General features: G+C 68.4%; 9 protein-coding genes. 7 read left to right on the top strand and 2 right to left on the bottom strand.

The annotated features are described in order from the left end of the window. The first annotated feature begins 216 nt into the window (after positions 1-216). The 6 genes from OG905_RS01915 (at position 217) to OG905_RS01890 (ending at position 7764) form a co-directional block, all read left to right on the top strand. Positions 217-1287 carry a LacI family DNA-binding transcriptional regulator gene (locus OG905_RS01915; RefSeq protein ID WP_328665835.1) on the top strand — a complete coding sequence of 357 codons (1071 nt, stop codon included), beginning with the start codon at positions 217-219 and terminating at the stop codon, positions 1285-1287. Between the two features lie 511 nt (positions 1288-1798). Further along, positions 1799-3043, top strand: a complete 1245-nt coding sequence (locus tag OG905_RS01910; RefSeq protein WP_328665834.1) for a sugar ABC transporter substrate-binding protein — start codon at positions 1799-1801, stop codon at positions 3041-3043. Between the two features lie 10 nt (positions 3044-3053). Then, the gene (locus OG905_RS01905; RefSeq protein WP_328665833.1) at positions 3054-4037 is read left to right on the top strand and encodes a carbohydrate ABC transporter permease; all 984 of its coding nucleotides are present in this window, start codon (positions 3054-3056) and stop codon (positions 4035-4037) included. Next, on the top strand, positions 4034-4921 hold the full coding sequence (locus OG905_RS01900; RefSeq protein ID WP_328665832.1) for a carbohydrate ABC transporter permease: 888 nt from the start codon (positions 4034-4036) through the stop codon (positions 4919-4921). The genes OG905_RS01905 and OG905_RS01900 overlap by 4 nt, the downstream gene beginning before the upstream one ends. Positions 4922-5009: 88 nt before the next feature. Next, entirely contained in the window at positions 5010-6206 is a 1197-nt protein-coding gene (locus OG905_RS01895; RefSeq protein WP_328665831.1) for a glycoside hydrolase family 1 protein, read from the top strand. A 136-nt stretch (positions 6207-6342) separates the two neighbouring features. Then, entirely contained in the window at positions 6343-7764 is a 1422-nt protein-coding gene (locus tag OG905_RS01890) for a glucoamylase family protein (RefSeq protein WP_328665830.1), read from the top strand. A 462-nt stretch (positions 7765-8226) separates the two neighbouring features. Here OG905_RS01890 and OG905_RS01885 read toward each other — a convergent pair whose 3' ends face one another. Together OG905_RS01885 and OG905_RS01880 are read right to left on the bottom strand one after the other, a co-directional pair. After that, entirely contained in the window at positions 8227-8787 is a 561-nt protein-coding gene (locus OG905_RS01885; protein WP_328665829.1) for a hypothetical protein, read from the bottom strand. A gap of 625 nt (positions 8788-9412) precedes the next feature. Beyond that, positions 9413-9550, bottom strand: coding sequence for a hypothetical protein (locus OG905_RS01880; RefSeq protein WP_328665828.1), 138 nt, complete (start codon positions 9548-9550; stop codon positions 9413-9415). Between the two features lie 396 nt (positions 9551-9946). On the opposite strand from OG905_RS01880, the gene OG905_RS01875 reads away from it, so the two are divergent. Next, positions 9947-12154, top strand: a complete 2208-nt coding sequence (locus tag OG905_RS01875) for a M64 family metallopeptidase (RefSeq protein ID WP_328665827.1) — start codon at positions 9947-9949, stop codon at positions 12152-12154. Positions 12155-12717 lie beyond the last annotated feature (563 nt).

Here is a 12717-nt window from a genome sequence, read left to right as displayed (position 1 = left end):
GGCCCGGAGCCTCATCCCGCCCGGACTACGCCGAGCGACTCGACAGGTGGATCACTGACGTGCGCGCCGCCGACCTGCCCGGGTGCGCCATCGAAACAGACGCCCTTGCTTCCACACAGAGTCCCGACCTAGGGTGAATGCGCTTTCATGCACGCCGCCCGGACCTGGGCGGACTCGCGCATCACATCCACCACGACTGCCTCGGGGGTCCACCCAGTGAGCACAGCCCCCACGGTGTACGACGTCGCCGAACGTTCCGGCGTCTCCATTGCCACCGTGTCACGGGTCTACCGCATCCCGGACACGGTCCGCGCCGAGACCCGGGAACGGGTCCTTGCTGCGGCCCGCGAGTTGGGCTACGTACCCAGCGGCAACGCCCGTGGACTCGCCAGCCGCTCCACCGGCGTACTCGGCCTCTGCTTCCCGGACTACTCCGACCCGGACGCCGAGTCCGAGGCCGGCCAGGAGGCTGATGACGACGCGGCCATGCTCTACTCCGACCAGATCATCCGGGGTATGGAGCGGGCCGCGCGGCGGCACGGGTACGCGCTGCTGATCGCCGCGTCCCTCAAGGGCGGGCCGGAGTCGCTGGTGGCGAAGGTGGCGGGCCGCGTCGACGGGTTCGCGGTGCTCGCCCGCACCGTGCCCACGGAGGATCTGGAGGTCATCTCGCGCCGTCAGCCCGTCGTCATGCTGGCGGGGCCGCGCGAGCATGTGCAGCTCGACCACCTCGACCACATCGAAGTGGCCAACGCCGACGGGCAGCGCGAACTGACCCGGCACCTCATCGAGGACCACGGGCTGCGGCACCTCGCCTACGTCGGCTCCGCCGAGGAGTCACCGGATGTCGCGGCGCGTTTCCGCGGGTACCGGGAGGCATGCCGGGCAGCCGGGGTCGCGGTGCGCGACGAGCCGGACCTGCGGGTGCCGATGATGACGCAAGCCGAAGGGGCCCGTGCAACTGCCGCGCTGCTGGACCGTACGGGCGACCGGCCCGAGGCCCTGCTCTTCGCCAATGACCAGATGGCCGTGGGCGCGCTGCACACCCTGGAGCGGCGGGGGGTGCGGGTACCGGGTGACGTGGCTGTCACCGGGTTCGACGGGATCGCCCTCGGCCGCCTGGTCCACCCCGCCCTCACCACCGTGCGGCAGCCGATGCGCCGGATGGGCGAGGAGGCGGTCGAACTCCTGGTCCGCCGCCTCAACGGCACCGCGGACAGCGAGCCGGTCTCCCTGATGCTGCCGGTCTCGGTGGTACGCAGGTCCAGCTGCGGCTGCACCCGCTGAGCCGACGAGGGTCCGGCCCGCGGGCATCAGCCGCAGGACCCTGCCGAGCACGCTGACCACTCACCTCGGCGGGGGCCCAGCGCCGCCTCTCACACCCCGCGCCCGATTGCCCGTAGCGGCCACCTCCCGCACCTGGGGCTCAGCCCGCCGCGCCGGCCTGGGGTGCACCGCCGACCCGCTGAGGCGCGGGACGCGCAGGGGGCGCGGTCGCGCCGGTACACGCTCGCGGGACTCGGTACCCGCTCGCGGCCATCGGGTCCTCGCGCGCCTCCCACCGCAACCCAGCGAAATCCATCACACTTCCTCCCTTTTCGCCAACGGAAACCATACGGTTTGCGCCATGCAAGGATCCCCTTCCTGCCCATTCGCACACAAAGCCCCACGGCCGGATGTCACTCCCGTTACGGGAGTGTGACCAGGACCCCCTTGCCACCGTCGCGGCGCCTGCACCACAGTGATGTATGCGCTTACAGACAGCGCATACATCTGGAACCTCAAGGAGGAGCCGGCCATGAACCGCACCGCTACCACCGCCTCGGTCGCCATCACACTGGCGTCGGCGCTCATCCTCACCGCCTGCGGTAGCAGCGATGGTGCGAGCGCCGCCGCCGACAAGAAGCAGACCCTGAGCGTCTGGGCGATGGGCACCGAGGGCGAGAAGCTCGGGGACGTCGCCAAGGAGTACCAGAAGGCGAACCCCAACATCACGATCAAGGTCACCCCGATCGGCTGGGATGTCGCGCACCAGAAGCTGGTCGCCGCGGCCGCTGCCGGGAAGCTCCCCGACGTCATGCAGATGGGCGGGAGCTACATGGGCGAGTTCGCGGACATGGGCGTCCTGGAGCCGGTCGACACGGCCACGTTCAACAAGAGCGACTTCTTCCCGGCCGGCTGGGAGCAGGGCACGGTCGACGCCAAGACCTACGGCGTTCCGTGGTACGTCGACACCCGCGTCCTCTTCTACCGCACGGACCTCGCCGAGCAGGCCGATATCACCAAGGCCCCGGCCACGGTGAAGGAGCTCCAGCAGGCGGCCGAGGCGTACCAGCAGAAGGCCGGCGCCAAGTGGGGCCTGTCGATCCAGCCGGGCGGCCTCGACACCGTGCAGAGCTTCTACCAGTTCCTCTACTCGGCCGGCGGCGAGATCGTCACCCAGGACGGCAAGGCAGTCGTCAACAGCCCCGAGGCCGTCAAGGCGCTGGAGAACTACGGCAGCTACTTCGACAAGGGCCTGAGCGAGAAGTCGGTCCGTCCGGGTTACGACGTCACCAAGGACTTCAACAGCGGCAAGGTCGCGATGTTCTTCGGCGGCCCCTGGATGATGGGGCTGCTCAACGAGAACTACCCGGACATCAAGGGCAAGTGGGCCGTCGCGAACGTGCCCACCGACCAGTCCTCGGTCTCCATGGCCGGCGGCTCCAGCCTGGCGATCTCCGCAGACAGCGAGCACAAGGCCGCCGCGAAGGAGTTCGTCACGTACCTGACGGACGCCGAGGGCCAGGCGGACTGGTTCGAGCGCACGCGGGACCTGCCCGCCAACATCGCCGCCTGGAAGTCCGGTGAGCTGGCGACCGACCCGGACATGACGGTCTGGAAGACCCAGATGGAGACCGCGAAGGTCTCGCCGGTGCAGCCCAAGTGGACCGAGATCACCTCGAAGGTCGACGCGGCCATCGAGTCGGTCACCCAGGGCAAGTCCTCCGCCAAGGAAGCCCTGGACAAGGCCCAGGGTGAGATCGAAAGCCTCGTGAAGTAGCGCACACGCCATGACCGCCACCAAGGCTACGGCCACCACCACGAAGGCCGCGCACGGCACGCGGCCGGGAGCCCCGGAGCAGTCCGGGGTCCCGGCCGGGCCGCGGCGGCGCCGGATGGGGATGCAGAACCTCGCCGGCTGGCTGTTCTCCACCCCGTTCCTGGTCCTGTTCGGGCTGTTCATGCTCCTCCCGATCGTCGCGACGCTCCTCATGAGCTTCACCGACTTCGGGGCGCGCAATGTGACCCGACCGCTGGAGGCGGAGTTCGTCGGCTTCGACAACTACGTCAAGCTGTTCGATGACGACAAGTTCCTCAAGGCGCTGTTCAACACGGCGTACTTCGTCGTCGTCGGCGTCCCCCTGACGATCCTCCTCGGGCTGCTCGTCGCGATCCTCCTCAACAACGGGATCGACCGGGCCCGGACCTTCTTCCGCGTGGGCTTCTACGCCCCGGTGGTCACCACCATCGTGGCCGTGGCGATCGTGTGGCGGTTCGTGCTCGACCCGTCCGACGGCCTGATAGCCGGGCTCGGCGCCGAGCTGGGCTTCAGCACCCCGGACTTCCTCGGCTCCGAGACCTGGGCCATGCCGTCACTGATCGCGATGGCGGTATGGCGCAACCTGGGCACCGTGATGGTGCTGTTCATCGCCGGTCTCCAGGCCATCCCGGCCGAGGTCCGCGAGGCCGCGCGGCTGGACGGGGCGGGCGCCTGGCAGGAGCTGCGCCGGATCACGGTGCCGCTCCTGCGGCCGACGATGCTGTACGCGACGGTCATCACCACCATCGGGTACCTCAACGTGTTCGAGGAACCGTTCGTGATGACGCAGGGCGGTCCGTCCGACGCGACCTTGACGGTCTCGCTGGACATGTACCGCGAGGGCTTCAACTTCTTCCACATGGGCTATGCGAGTGCGATGGCGTACGTCCTGTTCGTCGTGATCATGGGCGTCACGGTGCTCCAGCTCCGCCTCATGAAGGACAACACCAAATGAGCGCCCCCACTGCCCCTTCAGCCCCCACCGTATCCACCGCGAGGCCGGGCCGCCGCGACAGTCGGGCGCGCAAGCCCCTGCTGTACGTCATCTCCTCCGCCGGCCTCCTCATCATGGCGTCGCCCTTCCTCTGGATGGCGCTGAGCGCCTTCAAGACGAAGAAGGAGCTGACGGCCAGCCCGCCGGTGTGGATCCCCTCCGACTGGACTCTGGCCAGCTTCCGCGACCTGCTCGACCAGCTCGACATGCCCCGGTACTTCCTGAACTCGGTGATCGTCGCGATCCTCGTCACGGTCTGCAACCTGCTGTTCTGCTCGATGCTCGGCTACGCCCTGGCCAAGCTGATCTTCTCGGGCCGTTCGAAGATCTTCGGCGTGGTCCTCGCGTCGCTGATGGTCCCCGGGAACCTGATGATCCTTCCCTTGTACGTGCTGATGACGAAGATGAACCTCATCGACACATACGCGGGCCTGGTGCTGCCCTTCGCGGCCGGCGCGTTCGGTGTCTTCCTGATGCGGCAGTTCATGCAGTCCATCCCGGACGAGCTGCTGGAGGCGGCCCGGATGGACGGCGCCGGCGAGTGGTACATCTTCTGGCGGATCGTCCTGCCGCTGGTCAAGCCGGCGCTGGCGACCCTGACGATCTTCACGTTCCTTGGCTCCTGGAACAACTTCATCTGGCCACTGATCGCCACCAACGACCCTGACAAATACACCCTGCCGGTGGCGCTCGCCACCTTCGCGAACGACCCCAACCGCACCGTGGGCGGCGGCAACGGGATGCTGATGGCCGGCTCCCTGCTCGTGGTACTGCCGGTCCTGGTCGTCTTCATCGTCCTTCAGCGGCACTTCACCCAGGGCATCGCCACCGCGGGCATGAAGTAGACCGCGGCGCCGCCTCCCGTACCCCACCCCCTCGAGGCATGCACCTTCGCCCCGCCTGCCCTGCATCAGAGAAAGAAGTGGACTCACCATGACCACCCGCACCACGCCGTTCCCCGAGGGCTTCCTGTGGGGCGCGTCCACCGCCGCGCATCAGATCGAGGGCAACAACGTCAACAGCGACTGGTGGCGCAAGGAGCACGATCCGGCGGCGGGGATCCAGGAGCCGAGCCTCGACGCCTGCGACAGTTACCACCGCTGGGAGCAGGACATGGACCTGCTCGCCGACCTCGGCTTCACCGACTACCGCTTCAGCGTCGAGTGGGCCCGTATCGAGCCCGCTCGCGGCCACTTCTCCCAAGCCGAGATCGCCCACTACCGCCGCATGGTGGACGGCGCACTCGCCCGCGGGCTGCGCCCGATGGTGACGCTGCATCACTTCACCGTCCCGCGCTGGTTCGAGGACTTCGGCGGGTGGACCGCGGACGGCGCCGTCGAACTGTTCGCCAGGTACGTCGAGGAGTGCGCCCCGATCATCGCCGAGGGTGTACGCCATGTCTGTACGATCAACGAGCCGAACATGATCGCCGTGATGGCCGGGCTCGCCAAGTCCGGCGACCAGGGCTTCCCGCCTGCGGGCCTGCCCACGCCCGACGAGGAGACCACGCACGCGATCATCGCCGCGCACCATGCCGCCGTGAAGGCGGTCAAGGGCATCAACCCCGACATCCAGGTCGGCTGGACCATCGCCAACCAGGTCTACCAGGCACTGCCTGGTGCCAAGGACATCACGGCCGCGTACCGCCACCCGCGCGAGGATGTCTTCATTGAGGCCGCCCGCGGCGACGACTGGCTCGGCGTGCAGTCCTACACGCGCACGAAGATCGGCTCCGAGGGTCCCGTCACGGCGCCCGCCGAGGCTGAGCGCACCCTGACGCAGTGGGAGTACTACCCCACTGCCGTCGGTCACGCCCTGCGGCACACCGCTGACTTCGCCGGCCCCGGCATGCCGCTGATCGTCACCGAGAACGGCATCGCCACCGCAGACGACACCCGGCGCGTCGCCTACTACACGGGGGCCCTCGCCGCCGTCGCCGCCTGCATCGAGGACGGCCTGAACGTCCAGGGTTACCTGGCCTGGAGCGCCCTCGACAATTACGAGTGGGGCTCCTTCGCACCGACCTTCGGCCTCATCGCGGTCAACCCGGTCACCTTCGAGCGCACCGCCAAGCCGTCGGCCGTATGGCTCGGCGCGATGGGCAACACCAGGGCGCTGCCACACGCCTGACCGATGCCCCCTCCCGCCCGGGAGCCGGCGGACCCCTGACATCCGCCGGCTCCCGGCCCATTCCAAGGAACAGCCGAGCACGCCCCAGAACGTCCACATCCACTCATCCCCTACCTGCCAAGGGAGTTCGAGCAGCATGGACCGTCGTACCTTCCTCGCAACCGCCGCCGGAGCCGGTGCCGCAGCCCTCACGCTGGGCGGCGCCCCCGCCGCCTTCGCCCGCCCCTCGTCCGCGCAGAGCGACGACACGAAGCTGCTGCACACGTGGTTCCGTGCGACCTACCGCTCGATCGTCGCCGTGACCACCGACTTCGGACTGACCGCCGACAAGATCGACGTCAGCGGCCCGGGCCGCCCGCTGCCCTCGGTACAGACCTCGCCGACCAACATCGGCTGCGGGCTGTGGTCGACCGTCGCGGCCGCCGGGCTCGGCGTGATCTCGCCCGCCGCAATGCACCAACAGCTGAGCCGCACCCTGTCCGCCGTCGAGAGGCTCGAGCGCGCACACGGCTTCTGGTTCAACTGGTACAACGCGTACGACGGTTCGGTCCTCACCTCCTGGCCCGGCACCGGCGACGCGGTACGCCCGTTCTTGTCCAGCGTCGACAACGCCTGGCTGGTGACCGGCCTGCGTATCGCCGCGGACGCCGACCCGGCGCTGGGGCCGCGTATTGCGAAGCTGCTCGCCGATGCCGACTGGTCGTACTACTACACGCCCTTCGACCCCGCCGACCCGGCGGCCGGTCCCGGCCAGCTGCGCGGCGGGTTCTGGCCGGACCAGCCGGGCAAGGGCGAGCCGACCGGGCATCACTACGGCGCCCTCAACACCGAGCCGCGCATGGCCAGTTACCTCGGCATCGCCGACGGCAGCCTGCCGGCCGAGCACTACTGGCACCTGTACCGCACGATGCTGCCGGGCTGGGGCCAGGAGCAGGAACCCGAGGGCTCGTGGGTCGTCGTCGACGGCGTACGGCTGTGGCAGGGGCACTACACCTACCGCGGACGCAAGCTCGTGCCCTCCTGGGGCGGCTCGATGTTCGAAGCACTCATGGTGCCCCTGTTCGTACCGGAGACAGAGTGGTCCCCGCGCGCCTGGGGCGTCACGCATGACCGTTACGTGCGCAGCCAGATCGAACACGGCCTCGACGAGGCGGCATACGGCTACTGGGGCTTCTCACCCGCCAACATCCCCGAGGGCGGCTACCGCGAGTACGGCGTGGACGCCATCGGCATGCAGGTGGAGGGGTACAACTCCCTCGGCGTCGTCACCCCGCACGCCTCCTTCCTCGCGCTGCCGCAGGCTCGCGGGGCGGCCGTCGACAATCTGCGCGCCCTGGACCGGGACTTCAGCGCATACGACGAGGACTACGGCTTCCGGGACTCCGTCAACATCGCGACCGGGCGGGTCAGCGACTTCGTGCTCGCACTCGATCAAGGCATGATCGCGGCCGCGCTCGCGCAGCAGCTGCGCCCCGGCCTCCTCCAGCGCTCGTTCCGCACCAGCGGGTTCGCCTCACGGGTGAGACCGCTGCTGGAGAGGGAGGATTTCGGCATCTGAGCCCGGCCATGCCCTCGCGCCGGCGGGCGGCGGTGCCGGCCGCCTCGCTCGGCTCGAGGGTGCTGGGAGTCAGCGGCTCCCGCTGGCGCAAGCTGCCACCGGGCCGGATCGCCGGCGACCAGCACACGGCCCGAACACCCGCAGCCGTCGTCATCCGCATCCAGGAAACTCCCACCACCGCCCACAGCACGCAGGACACGCCAGCCGCGGACAACCCGCCAATGAAGCTCGCCGTGACCCCGGGGACTTCGACGACCTGCGTATCCACGGTCCCAGACCCGCAAACGCGCCCGACTCACACGCACCTGGCTCCGCCCACAGCCGCCTCTCCCGCCGGCGGGATACACCGCGCCGGACTACCGATCCGCAATCCCCGGCGCTACGGACCGCGCGGAGGTGGGTGACCCGCTCCCGCCCCAGGGGACGGCGGGGCGGGAGTGGGAACCCGGTGCTGTTCCCGAGCTATCCGACGCGCTCGACGCGCACGTTCCGGATGACGTTCTTGCCCGGTTCGCGGACTTGCTCGAACGCCGCGTTGTTCAGCAGCACACAGCTTCCGGAGGGCGAATTCACCTCGACGGTCGTCGACCTGTTGTTGTCGAGGTTTGTCACCCTCAGCTGCGTACCCGCAGGGAACTGGTCGCTGGATGCCGCCGGTGCACCGCCCTCTCCGGACAGTGTCACCGTCGACCCGGCACAGACCACCTGGGCCGCCCGGCGGCGGCCCGACCCGTTGCAGCCTGCGGATTGCTGCTGCTGCTGCCTGATCTGACGGATCGCCGCTATCGAATTGGCGATCCTCGCCCGGGAGTTGACGTTGGGGTTGGCCCGCTCATTGGCGATGAAGCGCTGGTGGTCCGCCCCAAGCCTGGCCAGCCCGTTGCACCTCGACGACTCGTTGCCCTGCCGCTGGCCGGCATTTCCGGTTCCGGTCATCGCGAATGCCGCACTACCGACCAGTGCGGTGGTGCCGACTAGCAGGACGATTTTCTTCTTCTTGGTGATCATTCTCTTTCGGGACACTTTCAACTCCGTCCTCGATGGCGAAAACGCGGCTCGGATTCGATCCGTGTGCCATGGAGTACGTGTCGATTCTCGATTGCGTTCAGAGCCCCATGGAACCTTTTCCCCGCCCCGTGGATTGCGCCCGAAGGCAGGAGTCATTGAATTCGGAAAGGTCGCACAGGAATTGACGGAACTCACCCTTGAGCGAAATCTCGGACGTCATGCGTGACTTCGAGAATGAGCTGGGGAACGCCCAAAAGGAATGTGTAATACCGTGACACGGCTCTCCCGCCGGAGAGGCGGAACGCCGCGGCGGGGGATCGGCATCCGACTCCTCGGTCAACTCCCCGTGCGTCTGAGGATGTCCAGGCGGCAGCGGATCGACTCGGTGAGTCGCAGCCGCTGCTCGATGTTGTGCATCAGGGCGCTTCGGGCCATCGGGTTCCCCGCAGATGTGCGTCGTATGGAGGGCCGGTCATGATGAAGGACTATGTCCGGCCCCCGCCGTCCCGCCTCTTTGCCGATGCTTTACCGAACCGGCTCCCGCATCGCTGAGTTGAGAGGGTGTGTAGGGGTCCCGCCTGTCTCTCACTGGCCCTCGACCACGTAGCGAGCCGTGGAGCGTTGTAGTAGTTGTTCGTGATCACGACGTGGGGTTGTCCCGCGTGGGCCGCGGGCTGCACGACTCGCACCAGTCCAGCATGCCGAGTTGCATCTCGTCCCAGGGCTTGCCGTTGCAGGGGCCCATCACGGCGGGCATGTTGACGGCGTTGTCGAACACCTGCTGGGGTCCTTGAGTTCGGCGCGCACGAGGCAGCTGTCGTCGGACCCCTCCACGGGCCGAAGCGGAACAGCTGTCCCGTACGGCCTGAACCTTGAGTGCGTATCCGTGTTTTGGGGCTACGAATAGTCGGTTCCCGGTTGAGTCCCTAGGTTTGCTGCGTCGGACAGGTGCCGTGCGTGCCGTGCCTGTCTGGGGCAGCGAGGTGTGCCTTGCGAATTGGCTGTATCTGCAGGGCCGCGGCCAACGGGGCCCTGCGGGGCGTTGGGGGCAGGTCAATCTCTCGTCCGTCGGCGACCGGTCGTGATCGCCAGGCGGGTGCGATGTATCGGGACCTCGACTGCCAATCTCGAGCATAGCGACGTCAACACTCCACATACAGAAAGGGATTCCGCGATGGCCAGGCACAAAAGGGTGTCCGTGAAGGGCCGGCACAGAAAGGATTCCGGGAAGGGCCGTCCGGGACTCGCGGCTGCCGCGGCGGGAGGGGTGCTGTACGGTGCGCTGTTCGTCTCCAACGCGTCGGCGGCTGAGCCTACCGATGCACAGTCCATTAGCGCGGAGGACGTGCAGCCGGGCACGGAGGAGCAGTCGTATCAGGAGGCGGAGTCCGGCGGGTACGAGGCTCAGCCTGGCGCGGTGGACGTGCAGTCGAGCACGGAGGAGCAGTCGTATCAGGAGGTGCAGTCGGGCGGGTACGAGGCTCAGCCTGGCGCGGAGGTCGTGCAGTCGAGCACGGAGGAGCAGTCGTATCAGGAGGTGCAGTCGGGCGGGTACGAGGCTCAGCCTGGCGCGGAGGTCGTGCAGTCGAGCACCGACCAGCCGGAGCAGGAGGTGCAGTCGGGTGGGGAGGCCCAGCAGGAGTCCCAGGGGACGGAGCCCGGCACGGAGGACCAGCAGCCGGGCACGGAGGAGCAGCCGGTCCAGGAGATGCAGCCGGTCCAGGCGTTGCAGCCGGGTACGGAGGAGCAGCCGGGTACGGAGGAGCAGTCGTATCAGGAGGCGGAGTCCGGCGGGTACGAGGCTCAGCCTGGCGCGGAGGTCGTGCAGCCGGGCACCGACCAGCCGGAGCAGGAGGTGCAGTCGGGTGGGGAGGCCCAGCAGGAGTCCCAGGGGACGGAGCCCGGCGCGGATGACGTGCAGCCGGGTACGGAGGAGTTGCCGGTCCAGGACGCCCAGCCGGGCACCGACGAGCAGCCGGGTGCGGAGGACCAGCAGCCGGGTACGGAGGAGTTGCCGGTCCAGGACGCCCAGCCGGGCACCGACGAGCAGCCGGGTACGGAGGAGTTGCCGGTCCAGGACGCCCAGCCGGGCACCGACGAGCAGCCGGGTACGGAGGACCAGCAGCCGGGTACGGAGGACCAGCAGCCGGGTACGGAGGAGTTGCCCGGCGTGGAGGGCGTGCAGCCGGGCACAGACCAGCAGCCGGAGCAGCGAGTGCAGCTCGGCGCGGAGGGTCAGCAGGAGTCCCAGGGGACGGAGCCCGGCACGGAGGACCAGCAGCCGGGCTCGGAGGAGCAGCCGGGCACGGAGGAGCAGCCGGTCCAGGAGATGCAGCCGGTCCAGGCGTTGCAGCCGGGTACGGAGGGGCAGCCGAACGATGACGTCACCGTGCTGGCGCAGAGGGTCTTCCGAAATCCGGAGGGCGAGGAAGGATCCCAGCCCGGCGGGGAGGTCCAGCCGCCGCCGGTCCAGGAGGTGCAGCCTGGCGAGGCGGAGCAGCAGCCGGTCCAAGTATCGGAGCCGGCCTTCGCCGCACCCGACGCACGGGACCGCCAGGCAGCTGCAACCCCCAAGGTGATCACCATACAGAACACCGGCCCGTCCAGTGAGCGCTTCGACCTGACATTCGTCGGCGACGGCTACACCGCATCCGAGCAGGATCTCCAGCGACGCCATGCGGAAGAACAGTGGAAGGGGATCGCGGAGTCCGAGCCGTGGAACAAGTATCGCGACTGGACCAATGTGTGGCTGGTCCCCGTGGTTTCCAAGGAGTCCGGAGTAGATAACGACCCGGCCTGGGGCACCAACCGTGACACCGCGTTGGACATGGGCTTCTTCTGCGACGGTCGTACCGAGCGGCTGCTGTGCGCCGCAGGCGATCCGGACAATGCCAAGGCGAAGTCGTTCGCGAGCCAGGCCCCGGGGGCCGACGCGATCGTCGCGATGTCCAACTCCACCAAGTACGGTGGAGCCGGCGCCGCCGGCGTCGCCACCGTGTCTGGCGGCAACGCCGAGTCCAATCCGGTCCTCCAGCATGAACTCGGCCATTCGGTCGCCGGCCTGGCCGACGAGTACTCCACTCGTTCCGACACCTACGCCGGTGGTGAGCCGACCGAACCCAACGTCACCAAAGATCCGACGGGCTCCAAGTGGGCCTCCTACCTGGGCCGGCCCACCCCCGACGGCGGAGTGATCGGCGTATACGAGGGCGGCCATCAATTTGAGCGCGGTATCTACCGGCCCTCGCAGGATTCAAAGATGCGTACCAGCACCAAACCATTCAATCTGGTGAGCCTGGACGCCATGGACCGTGCTATCGCGTCCAAGATCATCCGCCCCGCCGCCCCCGGCGCGGAGACCGGTGGCGGCGGCACCGCATAGGAGCACCGGGCGGGGTGACCCCTTCGGCGCCGACGCAATCGGCCGACAACGACTCACTGAGCGTTTGGTGACGGTGATTCGCGTGTGGTCCCGGGCCGGCTATGGCGCCGGTCCGGGGCCACTTCGCCGGTGGGTGTGCGGGCCGTGACTGCCTCCAGCTCCGAGATCCGCTCGCGGGCCGCGGCCAGTTCGGCCTGCTCGTGCGTGGGGACACCAGGCATCTGCTTGGTGTCGATCAGATGCTGGCGGCGCCAGACACAGATGGTCTGCTCGCTGATGTCGAGGAGCTTCGCGAGGGAAAGACCCGCCGCGAAGTGATCAGCTGCCTCAAGCGTTGCGTCGCTCGAGAGATCTCTGCGAAGTTCAGCGTGCTGCGGGTTGCGGACGCATCGCCACCTCGCTGTATAACGGTTTGGTTACGTAGCGGGATGGTGCCGCCGTAAGTCGCTCCTCATCACAGCAAGAAGTTCCGCCCCGTCCACGGCGCCAGGGTGATCGCCATTGCCCAACAGCCCCACCGGCACTCCTGCCGCCGGTGCCGCCAGCAGCGACGCCAGCTTGGC

The sequence above is a fragment of the Streptomyces sp. NBC_00322 genome (assembly GCF_036147535.1).
GTDB lineage: Bacteria > Actinomycetota > Actinomycetes > Streptomycetales > Streptomycetaceae > Streptomyces.
Note: the sequence above shows the minus strand (reverse complement) of the source record. Positions and strands in the feature narration are given on the sequence as shown.